Annotated in this window: 15 protein-coding genes; 10 read left to right on the top strand and 5 right to left on the bottom strand. The window is 71.9% G+C overall.

Translation table 11 applies throughout. From position 1 onward, the window contains the following. The first annotated feature begins 23 nt into the window (after positions 1-23). Positions 24-878 carry a class I SAM-dependent methyltransferase gene (locus ACFO6V_RS18440; RefSeq protein WP_377137742.1) on the top strand — a complete coding sequence of 285 codons (855 nt, stop codon included), beginning with the start codon at positions 24-26 and terminating at the stop codon, positions 876-878. Positions 879-1,142: 264 nt separating this feature from the next. On the opposite strand, the gene ACFO6V_RS18435 is transcribed toward ACFO6V_RS18440, so the two are convergent. Then, on the bottom strand, positions 1,143-1,649 hold the full coding sequence (locus ACFO6V_RS18435; RefSeq protein ID WP_377137740.1) for a CGNR zinc finger domain-containing protein: 507 nt from the start codon (positions 1,647-1,649) through the stop codon (positions 1,143-1,145). 46 nt (positions 1,650-1,695) lie between these two features. Between ACFO6V_RS18435 and ACFO6V_RS18430 the strand changes: the two genes are divergently transcribed. Next, complete coding sequence (locus ACFO6V_RS18430; protein ID WP_377137738.1) at positions 1,696-2,619, top strand: AEC family transporter; 924 nt, start codon at positions 1,696-1,698, stop codon at positions 2,617-2,619. A gap of 33 nt (positions 2,620-2,652) precedes the next feature. On the opposite strand, the gene ACFO6V_RS18425 is transcribed toward ACFO6V_RS18430, so the two are convergent. Continuing rightward, positions 2,653-3,291: a TetR/AcrR family transcriptional regulator gene (locus ACFO6V_RS18425; protein ID WP_377137736.1), complete on the bottom strand. Its 639-nt coding sequence runs from the start codon at positions 3,289-3,291 to the stop codon at positions 2,653-2,655. 54 nt (positions 3,292-3,345) lie between these two features. Between ACFO6V_RS18425 and ACFO6V_RS18420 the strand changes: the two genes are divergently transcribed. Together ACFO6V_RS18420 and ACFO6V_RS18415 are read left to right on the top strand one after the other, a co-directional pair. After that, entirely contained in the window at positions 3,346-4,371 is a 1,026-nt protein-coding gene (locus tag ACFO6V_RS18420) for an SDR family oxidoreductase (protein WP_377137734.1), read from the top strand. Between the two features lie 238 nt (positions 4,372-4,609). Then, a complete protein-coding gene (locus tag ACFO6V_RS18415) occupies positions 4,610-5,173 on the top strand; it encodes a hypothetical protein (RefSeq protein WP_377137732.1) in 564 nt (187 codons plus the stop codon). Between the two features lie 80 nt (positions 5,174-5,253). Here the strand turns inward: ACFO6V_RS18415 and ACFO6V_RS18410 are convergent, their stop codons facing one another. Both ACFO6V_RS18410 and ACFO6V_RS18405 read right to left on the bottom strand, forming a co-directional pair. Then, positions 5,254-6,858 (bottom strand): MFS transporter, encoded by a 1,605-nt coding sequence (locus tag ACFO6V_RS18410; protein ID WP_377137730.1) that lies wholly within the window; start codon positions 6,856-6,858, stop codon positions 5,254-5,256. After that, positions 6,855-7,838 (bottom strand): NAD(P)/FAD-dependent oxidoreductase, encoded by a 984-nt coding sequence (locus tag ACFO6V_RS18405; RefSeq protein WP_377137728.1) that lies wholly within the window; start codon positions 7,836-7,838, stop codon positions 6,855-6,857. The genes ACFO6V_RS18410 and ACFO6V_RS18405 overlap by 4 nt, the downstream gene beginning before the upstream one ends. Before the next feature lie 92 nt (positions 7,839-7,930). On the opposite strand from ACFO6V_RS18405, the gene ACFO6V_RS18400 reads away from it, so the two are divergent. The 5 genes from ACFO6V_RS18400 to ACFO6V_RS18380 all read left to right on the top strand — a co-directional run bounded on the left by ACFO6V_RS18400 (position 7,931) and on the right by ACFO6V_RS18380 (position 15,745). Beyond that, positions 7,931-8,551 carry a helix-turn-helix domain-containing protein gene (locus ACFO6V_RS18400; RefSeq protein WP_377137726.1) on the top strand — a complete coding sequence of 207 codons (621 nt, stop codon included), beginning with the start codon at positions 7,931-7,933 and terminating at the stop codon, positions 8,549-8,551. A 101-nt stretch (positions 8,552-8,652) separates the two neighbouring features. Continuing rightward, on the top strand, positions 8,653-9,492 hold the full coding sequence (locus ACFO6V_RS18395; protein ID WP_377137724.1) for a serine/threonine-protein kinase: 840 nt from the start codon (positions 8,653-8,655) through the stop codon (positions 9,490-9,492). 110 nt (positions 9,493-9,602) lie between these two features. Next, positions 9,603-10,151: a hypothetical protein gene (locus ACFO6V_RS18390; protein WP_377137722.1), complete on the top strand. Its 549-nt coding sequence runs from the start codon at positions 9,603-9,605 to the stop codon at positions 10,149-10,151. Between the two features lie 99 nt (positions 10,152-10,250). After that, positions 10,251-11,549 carry an MFS transporter gene (locus tag ACFO6V_RS18385; RefSeq protein ID WP_377137720.1) on the top strand — a complete coding sequence of 433 codons (1,299 nt, stop codon included), beginning with the start codon at positions 10,251-10,253 and terminating at the stop codon, positions 11,547-11,549. 197 nt (positions 11,550-11,746) lie between these two features. Beyond that, complete coding sequence (locus ACFO6V_RS18380) at positions 11,747-15,745, top strand: S8 family serine peptidase (protein WP_377137718.1); 3,999 nt, start codon at positions 11,747-11,749, stop codon at positions 15,743-15,745. A gap of 96 nt (positions 15,746-15,841) precedes the next feature. On the opposite strand, the gene ACFO6V_RS18375 is transcribed toward ACFO6V_RS18380, so the two are convergent. Beyond that, entirely contained in the window at positions 15,842-16,891 is a 1,050-nt protein-coding gene (locus ACFO6V_RS18375; RefSeq protein ID WP_377137716.1) for an isopenicillin N synthase family dioxygenase, read from the bottom strand. A gap of 69 nt (positions 16,892-16,960) precedes the next feature. On the opposite strand from ACFO6V_RS18375, the gene ACFO6V_RS18370 reads away from it, so the two are divergent. Further along, entirely contained in the window at positions 16,961-17,563 is a 603-nt protein-coding gene (locus tag ACFO6V_RS18370; RefSeq protein ID WP_377137714.1) for a helix-turn-helix domain-containing protein, read from the top strand. The last annotated feature ends 116 nt before the right edge of the window (positions 17,564-17,679 follow it).

Raw genomic sequence — 17,679 nt, 5'->3', positions numbered from 1 at the left:
CATGCGCCCACTAAAGTGGGCGCATGCCCACTTTACCCTCGGGCCGACCTGAGAGGTCGGCGCCAGAACCGCACAGGGCCCGGCAGGTGGCCGAGTCGTTCGGTACGGACGCACAGCGCTACGACCGGGCTCGCCCCGGTTATCCCGGCGAGCTGGTGGCCCGGGTCATCGCCGGGAGCCCTGGGCCGGAGGTGCTCGACGTCGGTACCGGCACGGGCATCGCCGCACGCCAGTTCCAGGCCGCCGGCTGCGCGGTGCTCGGTGTCGAGCCGGACGAGCGGATGGCCGAGCTCGCGCGGGCCCGCGGCCTGGAGACCGACGTGGCGACGTTCGAGGGCTGGCAGCCGTCCGGCCGCACGTTCGACGCGGTGATCGCCGCGCAGTCCTGGCACTGGGTGGATCAGCTCGTGGGTGCGGAGAAGGTCGCGGAGGTGCTGCGTCCGCGTGGGCGCCTGGCGGTCTTCGGGCACGTGTACGAGCCGCCCGCCGAGGCCGCGGAACCGTTCGCCGCGGCTCTCCGGCGGGTGGTGCCGGACCTGCCGTTCAGCGGCCGTCCGGCCAGGAACCCGCTCGCTCTGTACGAGGCGGGGTACCAGAAGGTCGCCGACACGATCCGGGAGACCGGACGGTTCGAGGAGCCGGAGCTGTGGCGGTTCGACTGGGAGCGGCAGTACACGCGCGACCAGTGGCTGGAGCTGCTGCCCACCACCGGCGGCCTCACCAGACTTCCCCGCGACAGGACCGCCGAGATCCTCGACGCGGTCGGGGCCGCCGTCGACTCGATGGGCGGAAGCTTCACCATGAGCTACACCACGCTGGCGACCAGCGCCGTCCGGCGCGCACGTGCAGGAGCGGAGGACGGCGGGACGCGCCCCTGACGTGGCCCGTCCCGCCGACCTCCGGCGAACCGCTTCCGGAGTGGTTGGCAGTGCCGTTGGCGTCGACGTCGAGGCACTTGCCGAACGCGCGGACGGTGCCGTCCGCGCCCATGGACCAGGTCTGGCCCGTCGCCGTGCCGCAGGTCCACAGCTGGGCGACGTTGCCGTTGGCCGCCGTGTTGGTGTCGACGTCGAGCCCAACCGGCTCGGCGTGCGCTGGGAGTGAAGGTCGGCCGTGACGAGTGGCGGGCATGCGGCATCTCCTCACGACCGCCGGGCGGTGCGGTGGCGCGTCACGGCGTCGTAGTTGCCGCAGCGCGCGGTGCAGTACACGCGGCGGCCGTTGCGGCTGGTGTCGACGAACACCGTGCCGCACCCGGTCCGCGCGCACACGCCGAGGCGCGCGCCCTCCGCCTCCACGGTGAAGAAGGACAGGCTGCCGGCCGTGACGGCCTTGACCCGCCCCACGACGTCATCGCTGTCGGGCGCGAAGTGCAGGTGCGGCCGCAGGCCGTCGTGGGTCGTGAGGTACGGCCGGCCGGCGCCCGCGGCGAGCAGGGCGTTCACGGCGTCGCAGCGCTGGTCGGGGGAGCCCGCCTCGAAGACCCGGCGCAGGGCGCGCGTCCAGGTGCGCAGCTCGTGTGCGGCGCCGTCCGTCAGGTCGGCGCGGCGCACGTGGTGGTCCAGCAGCACCCCCAGAGCGGCGTCGCGCGACCAGTCGCCGGCGCCGTCCAGGTTGACGAGGGCCACCGACAGAGCGGTGCCCGTCATGTTGTCATGGTTGAACTGCATTGACCCATTGCATCACGGTGGGGTGGTGCCCCTCGTCATCACGGCGATCCTGCCGATAGTCCTGCTGCTCTCGCTCGGCGCCGTCCTGCGTCGCCGCGTACTCCCCGCCGACGCCTTCTGGCGCGGGCTGGAGCGCCTCACGTACTACGTGTTCACGCCCGCGCTGTTCGTCGGGTCGATCGCCGTGGCCGACCTGTCGGCGGTGCCCGCGCTACCGCTCGCCGCGAGCGTCGGCGCGCCCATCGTGGTGGTCGCGGGCCTCGTGCTCCCGCTGCGCCGGCTGCTGCGGATCGACGGCCCGGCGCTCACGTCCCTGCTGCAGGGCAGCGTCCGGATCAACACCTACGTGGGGCTCGTCTTCGCCTCCGCGATGCACGGCAGCCCGGGCGTCGCCGTCTTCGCGCTCGCGACCGCCGTGCTGGTGCCCCTCGTGAACGTGATCTGCGTGAGCGCCCTGGCGGTCCACGGCGCGCGGGCCGGGGCCGGTCCGCGGCCCCGGGGCGGCGTCTGGCGCGAGCTGGCGCTCAACCCGCTCATCCTCAGCTGCGCGGCGGGGCTCGCCCTCAACCTCGCCGGCCTGCGGCTGCCCGAGTTCCTGACGTCCCTGCTCGGCATGCTCGCCGGCCCGGCCATCGCGTGCGGCACGCTCATCGCCGGTGCCTCGATAGTGCTGCGCATGCGGCGCCAGGACGCGCTGCCGATCGCCGTCGCCTCGGTGCTCAGGCTGTTCGCCGTCCCGCTGGGCGCGGCCCTGCTGGCCACCCAGCTCGGCATCTCCGGCGTCGCCTACGGCATCGTCGTGATCATCAGCTCGGTCCCGACGGCGCCGTCGGCGGCGGTCCTTGCCGCGCGGCTCGGGGGAGACGTCCGGCTGATGGCGGCGATCACCGGCGTGCAGACGCTCCTGGCGGCCGGAACCATCCCGCTGGTCCTCCACTGGACGACGTGACGCGACCGGTCAGCCTGACGTGGGCGGGGCGTCTCAGGGAGCGGCCACACCCGGGTCGCCGACGTCGAACGAGCGGCCTATCTGGCCCAGCGCCCTGGCGAGCAGGTCGTCGGGGTCGGTGCCCCAGGCTTCGGCCTTGAGCGCGAGCTGGCCGTCGAGCGTCAGCGACGCGAGGCCGTGGCCCAGGGCCCAGAGCGTGATACCGACGGCCTGCGGGTCGGCGACGCCGAGCCGGTCGACCAGGTCGGTGAGGACCTTGAGCGCGGCGTCCCCGGCCTCCTGCACCGCCGGATGCTTCTCCGGCTGGGAGAGCTCGGGACGGAACATCACCTGGAAGTGGCCGGGCTGCCGCCGGGCGAAGGCGACGTAGGCCGCGGCGACGCGCACGACGTCGTCGGTCCTCGATGCGCCCGGCGACGTGCCGACCGCGCCGAGCAGGTCCTGGGTGAGCAGGTCGAAACCGCGGGCGGCTATCGCGGACAGCAGAGCGGCCCGGTCGGCGAAGTGGTGGTACGGCGCTCCGGGGCTGACGCCGGCCTCGCGGGCGACGCGCCGCAGGCTCACGGCGCCGATCCCCTCGGTCTCGATGAGCCGCACGGACGCCTCGACCAGCTCCTCACGCAGCGAGCCGTGGTGATACGTCTCGCGCTTGCGCACGCTGTTGACCTCCATGGCCCCAATCTATACGGTGTTCATAATCTAATCACCGCTCAGACTGGAGACGTGATGTCGAGGATTCTTGTCACCGGCGCTACCGGGTTCATCGCCGGGCACGCGATCGAGGCGCTGATCAAGGGCGGGCACGAGGTGCGCGGGACGGTGCGCTCCCTGCGGGATCCCGCGCGGGTCGCGCACCTGCACCAGATCGCCTACGCGCTGGGCGGAAGCCTCGAGCTGGTCGAGGCGGACCTGTCCGGGGACGAGGGCTGGGACGCGGCCACCGCCGGCCAGGAGTACGTGCTCCACATGGCCTCACCCTTTCCGGCGACACCGCCGCGGGACGAGGCGGAGCTCGTCCGGCCCGCCGTCGACGGCACGCGCCGGGTCCTGGAGGCGAGCGCCCGGGCGGGTGTGCGGCGCGTCGTCATGACCTCGTCGCTCGCCGCGATCACGGCGGGCAGGCCGGGCGACGGTGAGCGCCGTCGGACCGAGGAGGACTGGAGCGACCTGGACCGGACCGCCCCGTACGCGAAGAGCAAGACCCTCGCGGAGCGCGCCGCATGGGACTTCGCGGCGCAGCATCCCGAGCTGGAGCTGGTGGTGATCAACCCGGGCCTCGTGCTCGGCCCGCTCCAGCATGCGGCGGCCGGCACGTCGGTGGCGCTGGTCCGCCGCCTGCTGAACCGCGAGCTCCCGGCGGTCCCGGAGCTCGGGTTCGCGCCGGTCGACGTGCGAGACGTCGCGCGGGCGCACGTGCTGGCCGTCGAGACGCCCGCCGCAGCCGGCAACCGGTATATCTGTGCCGGCGAGAACGTGTGGTTCGGCGAGATCGCGCAGATCCTCGGCGAGGAGTTCGGGCCGCAGGGGTACCGCGTGCCCCGCCGGCGGATGCCCTACTGGATGCTGTGGACGGCCGGCCGGTTCGACCGCGAGGTGCGGCTCGGCCTCGACTTCGTGGGCAGCGCCGAGCAGGTCAGCGCGGACAAGGCCCGGCGCGAGCTCGGCTGGAGCATGCGGCCGGTGCGGGAGACGGTGGTCGACACGGGCCGCAGCGTCATCGACCTCGGTCTCGTGCGGGCGCGCTCCAGCTGAGGGCTCGATCGACCCTGGCCGTCCGGGTGAATTTCGGGCTCATGGCGGCCGTCGCCGAGATCAGCCGGCTCCGCAGGCCGCGGGCCACGGCATCGGCATGACCATGTGGAACGGACCACGCGAGGGCGGGCCTCTGACGAGCACGGACGCCCGGTCGGCGAGGCCGGCTCGGGCGCCTGCCGAAGATAAGTTGGCCTGAGCGGCCCCACAGGCTACTTTCAGCAGCGATACTTGAGTGGTGACTACGTCCAGCGAGACCCCTGCGGTGGCAGGAGCAGAGATCCCGGTAGAGCTTCTCTTCCGAGTTCCATACGGCAAGGTCCTGCACGGCAGGGCCTGCCAGCACCTGTCCGAGGATCGCCTGGCCGCTCTTCAGCCCGCGACCGAGCTCGACAGGCAGAAGTTCAAGGTGTGCAAGACGTGCCTCGTGTCCCTCACCACGGTGAGCCACGACGACTTCGACTCGTTCGAGGCCGCCCTGGAGGCCCTGCCCATCCCGCAGGTGCACCGGCCGGTCATGCGCGAGATGGCCGAAGGCCTCGACAAGACCCGCATCTGGATCCCGTCGTCCCGCTCGTACGTCGCCGTCTCGCCGGGTCCCGGTCAGGAGGCGTCCGCCTTCTTCAACAAGGGTTTCGTCGACATCCAGCAGGCCGGCGGCGGGTACAAGCGCGTCCTGATGGCCGGATTCTCGGGTACGCAGACCAACACGTTCGCGCACGCGCCCGACGCCGCTCCGGCGAGCTGCCCGGGCTGCTACATGCAGCTGCCCGCCACGGGCCGCTGCGACGCCTGCGACTGAGGTCGTCCGTCCGACCGTGAACGAGCCGGTGGGCTCCCGCAGATGGCTGCGGGAGCCCACCGGCATTCCTCTGCCCGGGGCTAGCCTGCGGCCGCCCGGGCCGGCTCCGGCTGGTCCGCTGGCATGCCCGCAGGGGTGTCCGACGGCGACCGGGGCCCGCGGACCAGCACGTAGACGAACAAGACGGCCATGACGACGACGCCCGCCCACATCGCGCTCTGCCAGCCCTCGACGAACGACTCCTGGGCGGCCCGGACCAGTGCCTGCGCCTGCGGGCCGGCGTCCGTCGCCGCGTCGAGCGCGTTGGCGACGCCCTGCCGGGCGGCGTCGGCGGCGCCGTCGGGAACGCCGTCGAGCCGCGCGTCGATGGCGCTGCGGTAGCCCGCCGACAGGAGTGCGCCGAGCAGCGCGATGCCGAGCGCGGTGCCGAGCTCGCGGGTCACGTCGTTGAGCGCGGACGCGACCCCCTGACGCTCCCTGGGCAGTGCGCTGGTGATGGCCTCCGTCGAGGGCGTCATCGACAGGCCCATGCCGAGGCCCATGGTGAGCATGCCGGGCAGGATCGACGGATAGCCGCCGTCGACCGAGACGGCCGACGCCATGAGCGCCAGCCCGGTGCCCACCAGGAGGATCCCCGCCGCCATGGTGACCCGGGGGCCGACCCGCTGGGCCAGCCGCGGGGCGAGGCCGGAGGCGACCATCATCAGGACGGCCATCGGCATCATGGCGAGGGTGGACACCAGCGCCGACCAGCCGAGGACGGCCTGGAAGAACGGGAACAGCACCACGAAGATGCCCGCCTGCACCCCGAACACCACCAGCAGCGTGATCGAGCCGCCGGCCAGCGAGCGCTCGCCGAACAGCCGCACGTCCAGCAGTGCGGCGTCCCGGCGGCGCAGCTCCCAGGCCACGAAGGCCACTGCGGCGGCGACCCCGACGACCAGGCCGAGCAGGGTCAGCGGGGCGGTCCAGCCGCGTTCGGGACCTTCCTGCAGGACGAAGATCAGGCCCACCATGGCGACGACCGAGGTCAGCGCGCCGACGGTGTCGAAGGGGTGCCCGGACGTCTCGCGCGAGTTGGGCACGGACCGCAGCGCCATGACGAGCGCGACGACGACGAGCACGACGGGCAGGGCGAACAGCCACCGCCACGTCACGAGGTCGACGAGCGCGGCCGAGAGGAACATGCCGATGATGCCGCCACCGCCCGCGACGCCGGTCCACACGCCGATCGCCTGACCCCGCTCCGCCGGGGGAAAGGTCGAGGTGATGATGGCGAGCGTGATGGGCATGATCATCGCCGCGCCGACCCCACCGGCCAACCGAGCGGCCAGCATGACCTCGGCCGACGGCGCCACGGCGGCCACCACGTTCGCCGCACCGAACACGGCCAGGCCGGCGACGAGCATGGGCTTGCGGCCGAACCGGTCGCCGACCGCCCCGAGCGGCAGCAGGAGGGCGGCCAGGCCGAGCGTGTAGATGTTGATGATCCACAGGACCGTGCCCTGCGAGACGTCGAAGGTGATCGCGAGGTCGGGCTGCGCGACGTTGAGCCCGGACACGGACGCGATGACGGCCATCAGCGCGATGCAGACGGCGATCAGGATGGTGCGCCGCTGGCGGGCGTCGGGACCGGTGGGCTCGGGCGTGCTCGAACCGGGCGTGCCAGTATCCGGCCCGCTCATGCCAGGGCCGCGGTCGTGTCGGCGTTGACCAGGTCGGCGTTGATGTGGGCGCCGGCCAGGGCCCCGGCCGCGGCGGACGCCCCGACCTGCGCGGACGGGTCCGCGGTGTTGCCGGCCACCCACACGCCGGGCACCTCGGTGGTCCCGGCCATGCCGGTCACGACATGGCGGCCCATCCCGTTCGGCAGGTCCTGCAGCGGCAGCCCGAGGTCCTCCAGGCCCTCGATGCGCGGCAGCACGGTGGTCGCGACGGCGAGCACGCGCCGGGCCACGAGCTGCCCGTCGTCCAGCCGGACCCCGGCGATGCCTCCGCCGTCCGCCGCCACCACCTGGGCGACGGGGGTGTCGACGACGCGGATGCCGCGGGCCGCGAAGCGGGCCCGCGCGTCGTCGTCGAGGGCGGTGCCGCGCGTGAAGTAGACGAGGTCGTCGGTGAGCTGGCGGAACAGCAGCGCCTGGTGCACCGACATCGGACCCGTCGCCAGCACGCCGATCGGCTCGTCGCGCACCTCCCAGCCGTGGCAGTAGGGGCAGTGCACGACGCTGTGGCCCCAGTGCTCGGCCAGGCCGGGGACGTCGGGCAGCACGTCGCGCAGGCCGGTGGCGACCAGGAGGCGGCGGGCGTGCAGCGTGGCGCCGTCGGCCAGGGTGACGGTGAAGCGCGGGTCGCCGTCCGCGGACGGTTCGGCCGGGGCCGCCTTGATCACCTCGCCGGACAGCACCGTGCCGCCGTAGCCGCGGACCTCGGCCCGGCCCCGTTCCAGCAGCTCGGCCGGGGGAGTGCCGTCCAGGCCGAGCAGCCCGTGCACCCCCTCGGCGGGCGCGTTGCGCGGGGTGCCGCCGTCGATCACGACGACCGAGCGGCGGGACCGGGCGAGCATCAGCGCGCCGTTCAGCCCGGCCGCGCCGCCGCCGATCACCACGGCGTCGACGGTCTCGTCCGGCAGTTCTCCGGTGGGCGTGGAGCTGGTTGCAGGCATGTCTCATTCCCTTTCGTGGCGCGGCCCCGGGTGGCGGGCCGGACACGAAAGACGTTAGCCCTGTCTTGCGGCATGGGCATAGGATCTTGCTCATGACGCAAGAAACTGGTGAGCTGGACAGCCTGGTGCGCAAACGTATCCGCGCCCTCCGGGTCGCGCAGGGCTGGTCCCTGGAGGAGCTGGCCACCCGTGCGCGGGTCAGCCAGTCGACGCTCAGCCGCATCGAGAACGGCCAGCGACGCCTGGCCCTGGACCAGCTCGTCACGCTGGCGCGAGCGCTCGACACGTCACTGGACCAGCTCGTCGAGACGGACACGGAGGACGTCGTCATCAACCCGACGGTCGACGGCTCGCACGGCGGGATGCGATGGTCGATCAAGGCCGAGCCCGGGATGAGCGTCGTCCGGCAGCGCATGACCAGCCCGGCGCCGGACAACCCCGCGCGCATGCGCGCCCACCCCGGCCGCGAGTGGCTCGTCGTCATCTCCGGCACGGCGACCCTGCTGCTCGGCAACCGGCGCATCCGCATCGAGACCAACCAGGCCGCCGAGTTCCCGACGATGCTCCCGCACGCCATCGGCGCGGAGGGCGGGCCGTGCGAGATCATCGGCATCTTCGACCGCGACGCGCGGCGGGGACACCAGCGCGGAGAGGAAGCCGGAAAGGCGAGCCGCGTGGCCCGGGGCACGGCCAGCGGCGCGCCGGCCCAGTGATTCGGCCCAACAAGCGTGCGTTCTTTGGGCCGAATCACTGGGCTGCGGCGCGAGAGGTGACCTTGCCTCGTGGCAGCGCAACGGTCGTTAGGCTCTCGCGCGTGATCGTCACCGAGCTCGACGGGCTACCTGTGCGCCTCCGCGCGCCGCACGACCTATCGTTCGCTGCCCGCTGGGGTCGTGTGTTCGCCGTGCTCGACCAGCAGGACTCCGGCAACCTCTGCCTCGGCATCGAAGGGCCGGCGGGCAGGGTGTTCGTCAAGTACGCGGGCGCACCGACTCCCCGGTATGACGGCGCCGTCGGGACGGCGGTCGCGAACCTCCGCCGGTCGGCCGAGGTGTACCGGGCGCTCGCCCATCCTTCGCTCGTGCGGCTGCGCGAGGCCGTCGATGTCGGAGCCGGGCACGCTCTCGTCTTCGACTGGACCGACGCGACGCCGCTCGGCCGGCAGTACGACCGCTGGCACGTCGTCCGGTCGCTCCCGGTGTCGGCCCGGACCAACGCCGTCCAGCAGATCTACGACTTCCACGTGCACGCCGCTGCGCGGGGCTGGGTAGCGATCGACCTCTACGACGGTTCGGTGATGCTCGACGCCGACGCCGGGCGGGTCACCCTGTGCGATCTCGACCTCTACGAGCGGGGCCCGGTGGTCAACCGGATGGGGCGGATGTGGGGCTCGACCCGGTTCATGTCGCCCGAGGAGTACCGGCTCGGCGCACCGATGGACGAGGTCACGAACGTCTTCGCGCTCGGTGCGCTCGCACATACCTTCCTGGGCGACGACGCGACGAAGTCCCGCGAGGCGTGGGTCGGCTCGAACGCACAGCTCGAGGTAGCCGCCCGGGCGCTACACGCCGAACGCGACGCGCGGTGGCCGTCGATCGAGGCTCTGGCGGAGGCTTGGCGCGGTGCGGAACCGCCGCGCGAGCCGCGGGGGTGACCCTACGAATTCGGGGCGTGTTGCCCTGAGTAGACAACGTCTACTCTCAGTGACAGAGCTCGGATTCGTACTGTTACCCCGGGCCCCCGCTCCCGCCCCACAATGAACCCATGAGCCAGCCCCGCCGTCCCTCGCACCCCGACCTCTCCGCGCTCGGCGAGCTCACCGAGGACGAGAAGGAGAACTTCGCCGAGCGGCTCCGCGAGCGCGTGTACGTCACGTTCGCTGCGCTCGCCGTCATCCTCACGCTGCTGGCGCACGCCCACGGGCTCACCGCCGGGACCGCCGCCGGCTCGCTGACCATCACCGCCGTCGGCACGGTAGCCGCCGCCTGGCTCGCCGAGCTCATCGCGCACCTTGCCGCGCACGGCGGGTTCCCGGACCGGAAGCACCTGGGCGCCATGACGCGGACGAGCGGCAGCGCCCTCGTGACCATCGTGTTCCCGCTGCTCGCCCTGCTGGCGGCGGGAATCGGGTGGTGGGAGGTGACGACGGCGCTCCGGGTCGGCGTCGGCGTGCTGATCGGGACCCTCGTGGTCATCGCCTGGCTCGGCGTCCGCCGCACCGCGCTGCCCTGGCCCGCGCGGATCCTGGCGCTGGGCATGCTCGCGGCGCTCGCCGTCGGGGTCGTCGCGCTGAAGCTGCTCGCGCACGCCTGACCGGCGGGGCCCGGCGTCACCGGCGGTGCGGATGTCGCGAACACCACAGGGTCCGAAAACCGCTAGTCGCCCTGCTGCGGCACGGGCGAGAATCAGCCGGTGACATCCTCTCCACGCTCCGGCGCCCTCGAATTCTGGTCGGAGCTGCCCAACGACGGCCGCTGGCTCCTGTCCACGGTCATCGTGCAGTTCTTCGGCCGCGGCCTGACGCTGCCGTTCACGATCATCTACCTGCACGAGGTGCGCGGCTTCTCGCTCGGCCTGTCCGGCACGCTCATGGGCCTGATCGCGGTGGTCGGTCTGCTCGTGACCGGTCCGGCGGGGGCCCTCGTCGACCGGTACGGCGCCCGACGGGTCATGCTCACGGGCCTGTTCTTCGCCGTCGCCGGATACGCGGTGCTCGCGTTCGCGACGGTCCCGGCAGTCGCCGCTCTCGGGCTCGCGCTCTTCGGGGTACAGCTCGGTGTCGGGTGGCCGTCGGTCAACGCGCTCGTCGCCACCGTCGTCGACGGCGACCTGCGCCAGCGGTACTACGGCGTGAACTTCGCGCTGCTGAACCTCGGCGTCGGCGTGGGCGGTGTCGTGGGCGGTCTCGTGGTCGACGTCGAGCGGCCCGAGACCTTCGTGATGGCGTTCCTGGTGAACGCCGCGACGTTCGTCGTCCCCGTCGTCGTGCTCATGGGGCCGCTGCGGCACCTGCACGGCCGGGTCGACCGGCCGGCCGACGACGGCGCCGACGGCAGCAAGGCGGCGGAGGGCTACCTCAGCATCCTGCGCCGACCTGAGGTGCTCTGGCTGTCCGGGCTGGGGCTGCTCGCGGCGTTCGTGGGGTACGGCCAGATGGAGGGCGGTTTCCCCGCGTTCGCGCGCCTGGTGGCGGAGGTCTCGACCCGCACGATCGGCTTCGCGTTCGTCGTGAACACGGTCGTGATCGTGGCGCTCCAGTTCTGGGTGATGAACCGGGTCAGCGGACGGCGCCGCACCCGGGTGCTCGCGGCCATGGCCGTGGTGTGGGCGACGGCGTGGCTGCTGCTCGGTGGCGCCGGGCTCGTGCCGGGCGGCACCGCCGCCGTCGTCATCGTCCTGGTGTTCCACGGCTTCTTCGGGCTGGGGGAGACCCTCATGCAGTCCGTGCTGCCCTCGCTGACGAACGACATGGCGCCCGCACACCTGCGCGGCAGGTACAACGCGATCAGCTCCGGGGCCTTCCAGGCGGGCACGATCGCCGGCCCCGTGGTCGCGGGACTGCTGCTGGAACGCGGCTGGGCGGGCGGCTTCATCGGCGTGGTGGTGGCCGGCTGCCTCGGGATCATCGCGATGGCGGTCGCCGTCGGGCGGCGAGTGACGCCGGAGGTCGACGGCGTGCGACAGGAACCGGTGGAATCAGGTTCGGCCTGAGCCGGCCTGCTGACTTTCGTTGCTCTTTTGGTCCTCTTCCTCCCAAAGTGGACCCCGGCACACGTTCGTGAGCCAGTGGTCGCGTCCCCTCGCGGGGCGCTTGCACCCCGGAGGCAAGAATGCACAGTCGCATGCCACACCGCCGAACGCCGATCGCTCTCGCAGCGGTCGGCGTTCTCTTTGCAACAGGGGTGAGCGTGACCCCCGCGCTCGCGAGCACATCAACACCCACCGAGATCACGCCAGCCGTCGCCGCTGACGTCCCGGAGCGCGCGGCGGACAAGATCACGCCGGGCGTGCAGACCCGGTTCGAGATCAAGGAGTCCGCCGACTTCTGGATCCGGTTCGCCGACACCCCTGACCTGGCACCGGCCAAGGACATCGCCGACTGGGGTGACCGCGGCCAGTTCGTCTACGACGCCCTGACCAGCACGGCGAAGGCGTCGCAGGCCGACGTCGTCGCCGATCTGAAGGCCGCGGGCGCCGAGTACGAGTCCTACTGGATCAGCAACGCGATCCTCGTCGAGGACGGCACGGAGAAGCTCGCGAAGCAGGTCGCCGCCAGCCGCGAGGTCAAGCAGGTCCACGAGCGGTTCGCCGCCCAGCCCATCGAGCCGGTGGAGCGCAAGGCGCCGACCGACATCGCGCCGCTCGCCACCGAGTGGGGCCTGGACGCGATCAACGCGCCTGACGTGTGGGACCAGGGGTACACGGGTGAGGGCATCACCGTGGCCAACATCGACTCGGGTGTCGACGTCGAGCACCCGGCCCTGCTGTCGCACTACCGGGGCTACCTCGGTGAGGAGGGCCTGAGCAACGACTACAACTGGTTCGACGCGAGCGACTCCTGCGACGGCGCGCCCTGCGACATCGACGCCCATGGCACCCACGTGATGGGCACCATGGTGGGCGACGACGGTGCGGGCAACCAGATCGGCGTCGCACCCGACGCCGACTGGATCGCGGCCAACGGCTGCGCCACCTGCTCCGACGCGGACCTGCTCGCCTCCGGGCAGTGGATCCTCGCGCCGACGCGCGCCGACGGTTCGGACCCCGACCCGTCGCAGCGCCCGCACGTCGTGAACAACTCGTGGGGCATGACGGAGCCCGGCGCCATCAACGACTTCATGTCCGAGGAGATCGCGGCCTGGGAGGCCGCGGGCATCTTCGGTGCGTGGGCGGCGGGCAACGCGGGCGAGGCCGGCTGCCAGTCGACGTCGTCCCCCGGCGCGAACCTGGCCACCTACGCGGCGGGCGCATTCGGGGAGAGCGGCGACATCGCGGTGTTCTCCTCGCGCGGCCCGGGCGAGGAGGGCGAGACCAAGCCGAACCTGGCAGCGCCCGGTGACGAGGTGCGGTCCTCCATACCCGGCGGCGACTACGCCGAGTTCAGCGGGACGTCCATGGCTTCCCCGCACCTCGCGGGCGCCGTCGCCCTCCTGTGGAGCGCCGCTCCGGTCCTGGTCGGTGACATCGAGGCCACCAAGGAGCTCCTGGACGGGACCTCCACCGACGTCGCCGACGACTCCTGCGGCGGCACCACCGCCGACAACAACGTGTGGGGCGAGGGCAAGCTCGACGTAGAGGCACTGGTCAGCAACGCGCCGATCGACGGCTACGGCTTCGTCGGAGGCACCGTCACCGGGCCCGACGGCGACCCGGTCGCCGGCGCGCGGGTCACCGCTGGTGAGCGTTCCGACACCACCGACGCCGAGGGCGCCTACCGCCTCGGCCTGGAGGAGGGCGCCCATGAGCTGAGCGTCTCCGCCTTCGGCTTCCTCGCCGGGACGGCGCAGGCCGACGTCGTCGAGGGCGAGACCGCCACTGTCGACATCTCCCTGGAGGCCGCACCGACCACCACCGTGAGCGGTACCGTCACCGACGGTTCCGGGCACGGCTGGCCGCTCGACGCCAAGGTCACCGTGCAGGGCGCGCCGAGCAGCGTCGTGGCGTGGACCGACCCGTTCACGGGGAAGTACTCGTTCGAGCTGCCCGAGGAGGCCACGCACACCCTGGTGGTGCAGTCGTCCGTGACCGGGTACACGACGTTCACGCGGGACGTCGAGGTGGGTACTGAGCCGTTGTCCGCCGACGCCGCGCTGCCCATCCTCAACGAGTGCACGGCCCCGGGTTACGCCATGACCGGGGCGGGCGTCGCGACCGAGGAGTTCGAGTCCGGCGAGGTGCCCGGCGGCTGGACCGTCGAGGACCTGGCGGGCACCGAGCAGGTCTGGACGTTCGACGACGCCTTCGGATACGGCAACATGACCGGCGGCGAAGGCCTGTTCGCCGAGGTGAACAGCGATGCCTACGGCGAGGGCGGGTCACAGGACACGACCCTCACGTCACGGTCCTACGACCTGTCCGACGTCGAGGAGCCGCTCCTGACGTTCGACCAGAGCTACCTGCCGCTCGGCGCCGAGTCCGCCGACGTCAACGTCAGCATCGACGGTGGTGAGACCTGGGAGCCGGCGCTGCACCAGACCTCCGACGCCGAAGGGCGCGCGATCGTCGCTCTCCCGGGTGCGGGCGGCGAGTCCGACGTGCGGATCCAGTTCCACTACGGCGTCGCCGAGTGGTCCGGCTGGTGGCAGATCGACAACGTCTCTCTCGGCGCGTGCCTGCCGGTCACCGGCGGCCTCGTCGCCGGGACCGTCCGGGACGTCAACACCGGCGCCGGCATCAACGGTGCCACGGTGAAGACCGGGAAGCAGAGCACGAAGACGCTGGACCCGGAGAACCCAAAGGTGGGGCGCGGGTACTACTCGCTGTTCTCGCCGAAGCTCCATGAGCGGGAGATCCGCTATTCGGCCAAGGACTACAGGTCGAAGGAGGCGGCCGTGAAGGTCGTCGCCGACGCCGTCGTCCGGCGAGGCGTGAAGCTCGCGGCCCCGGTCCTGACGGTCGAGCCGGAGTCGATCCACCGCGAGGTCCGCATGGGCGGCGCCAGGTCGAGCGAGTTCGTCGTGACGAACGAGGGCACCGCGCCCGCGCACGTCGAGGTGGCGCCCGGGTCGTCCGACTTCGAGATCCTCGGGTCGGCGAGCAGCCCCGGCGTCATCAAGGGTGCCGTCGGTGAGGCGACCGAGGTGAGCACGGCTGCGCCGTCGGGCAAGGCCGGCACGGCCGGGAAGAGCACGAAGGGCGGCGACCGGCTGGCTCGCAACGGGACGAAGGGGGGCCCTGCGGTGACGCCCGCCGCGCCGCCGTCGCTCCTCGCGGCGGGGACGACCATCACGCACTCCTCGTCGCAGGACATCGCGCCCGACAACTCGGCGGCCTGCATCGGTGAGCAGACGCAGTGGTTGCGGACGTTCACCCTGGAGGACTTCGACATCGAGGGCGAGTTCTCCGTGACGAACGTGTCCTTCGGTGTGGAGACCGTCGAGTCGGCCGCCGATGTGACGGTCAACCTGTACGAGCTCGACGGGGACCTCGTCTACGACAACATGACCCTGCTGGGTTCGTCCGACGTCACCCTGGAGCCCCAGCGGCTCACGATGGTGGACGTGCCGGTCACCGGTGTCGCACCGGCGGGCAGCACGCTCGTGGTCGAGGTCGTCGGACATGCGGGTGGCGTGTTCTTCATCGGCTCGAACGCCGAGCCGGAGACCGCGCCGTCGTACATCGCCAGCGAGGCCTGCGGCAACGCCGAGCCCGCCACCACCGAGGAGGTCGGCTTCCCCGACATGCACACGGTGCTGAACGTCACCGGTGAGACCACGGTCGAGGTGCCGTGGCTCGACGTCCAGCCGCCGTCGTTCAGGCTGAACCCGGGTGACTCCGCGACGGTGCGGGTGCGCATGGACAGCAGCCGTGTCGACCAGCCGGGCAGCTACACGTCGGACGTCGTGGTCAACGGCAGCACGCCGTACGACGAGCCGCGGGTGGAGATCGGGCTGAGAGTGACCCCGCCGTCGACCTGGGGCAAGATCGCCGGCACGGTCACGGGTGCCACCTGTGACGACGAGACGGTCCCGCTCGAGGGAGCGTTCGTGGTCATCGACGGGTCCGAGTTCGACATCACGCTCGTCACCGGTCCGGACGGCGGCTACGCCCGCTGGATGGGGATCTCGAACAACCGGCTGTCGCTGCTCAGCTCGGCGACGGGGTACCCGCCGGAGTCGAAGAACGCGCGCATCATCAAGGGACAGACGGTGGTGCACAACTTCGAGCTGAACGAGCACTGCGGCTAGACCGCAACGCATAGTCCGCCTCGAGAACACGCTTGGGCATGGTTCCGGCACAGGAACCATGCCCAAGCGTGTTCCCGGAGCGGACCGCTGGGCCGGTCAGGAGCGGCTGGTCAGGACCCGCTCGGCCTCGCGTTCCGTGTCGGTCGTGTTGTTCACGAGGCCGCGCGAGCCGTTGAGCTTGGCCTCGATGTGCTCGCCCACCGTGATCGGCCCGTACAGCTCGGTCCCGCCCTCGGCGACGCACCCGGGCAGCGTGGTGATGACGGCGTCGACGTTGCCGTCGAAGAAGAACGCGGCGGAGCGGCGCCGCTTGATGCGGCCGTCGATCACGGGCGGCTTCACGCGGTGCAGCGTCGACTTCCAGCGCTCGTTGGTCCACCGCGCCGTGAGGTCGCCCAGGTTCACGAGCAGGGCGCCGGGCAGCGGGGAGACGTCGTTCCAGCCGCCGTCGTCGTCGAGCACCTGGAGGCCTTTCACGTCGTCGGCCCAGAGCAGCGTGACGATGCCGAAGTCCGTGTGCTCGCCCATGCCGATGAGGTCGCCGTCGAGCTCGACGCGCTCGCCCTCGGGGAGGGCGTAGTTGTTCATGCGCAGGACGTCGAGCGAGTGGTCGGTGTACGCGTCGAAGTACCCGGCGGGCAGGCCGAGCGCGTCGGCGAAGACCCGCATCATGACCCGGGCCACGGCCCTGGCGTGCGACATCCACAGCTCGACGTCGTCCTGGAAGGTGTCGCTCTCGGCGGGCCAGATGTTCTCGGAGTACATGCCGGGGTCGACGTCGGCGTGCGGGTAGTCCGCGGCGGCCGCGCCGACGTTGAAGGCCTCGAAGAAGTCGTTCATGCGCTCGGCCTTCTCGACGCCCAGGCTGAGGCTCAGCCGCTCCGACCGGGGCGGGCTGTAGCCGCGGTTCACTCCGGCGGGCGCGCGGTACTGCTTCTTCACCTCCAGCGGGAGCTCGAAGAACCGGTCGCTGGCCCGGCCGAGCCGTGCCCAGGCCTCCAGCGGGATGCCGTGCCCGAGGACCTGCATGAAGCCGACGGTGCGGGCAGCCTCGTCGACCTGGCGGGCGACCTCGCTCCGGTCCACGTCGGTGCCGCCGGCTACGTAGGGGGCGATGTCGATCGCCGGGACGTGGAATGCTGACATGCTGGTCTCCCTGAGTGATAGGTATTGGTTATCAGCATGGATCAGGATCGAGGAGCCGTGGTTAAGGCCGTGTTAAAGAACCCGGACGCCACGGACGACGTCCGCGCCGCGGTGGGGCAGGCGATCCGGCGGGCGCGCGAGGCCGCGGGGCTGTCGATGCGCGCCCTCGCGCGCGCGAGCGAGATGAGCCAGCCGTTCCTGAGCCAGGTCGAGAAGGGCGAGACGAGCCCGTCGCTGTCGAGCCTCTACCGGCTCGCGCACGCGCTCGGGCTACCGCCGAGCCAGCTCATGCCGCCGGTGAGCGCGCCGCGCGGCGTTTCCGTGCTGCGCCAGGGCGAGGGGCGTGAGCTGCGGGTCTCCGATGTGCCGGGGGCGGCGAGCGGGCGGCTCCTGTCCGGAGGTGCCGGCCACCTGCTGGAGGTGGTCGAGTACCGCGTCGAGCCCGGCGCTGACCTCGGCGGCTGGTTCGAGTCCGACGGCGAGATGACCGTCTACGTGGTCGACGGCGAGGTGGAGGTCACCCTGGAGCACGAGGGCTCCTGGCGGCTGGGGGCCGGCGACGCGATCAGCCACCCGGCCGACATCCGGCACCGCTGGGCAGTGGTCGGCGACGAGGCGGCGAGGATCCTGCTCTCGGTCGCGCACACGCACCCGGCGGTCGCACGCACGTAGGCCGGCGGCACCGGCGGAAGGCTCCTCCGCCCCGGGATTGTGCTGTTTCCGCCGAAATTATTCGTCACTCTCGCGTCATGCCGGCGAAACGGGCCGCCCCTACCTTGAAAAACAGG

It is taken from the genome of Promicromonospora alba, assembly GCF_042654905.1.
GTDB classification, from domain to species: Bacteria; Actinomycetota; Actinomycetes; order Actinomycetales; family Cellulomonadaceae; genus Promicromonospora; species Promicromonospora alba.
This window is presented reverse-complemented; position numbering and strand designations above follow the sequence as displayed.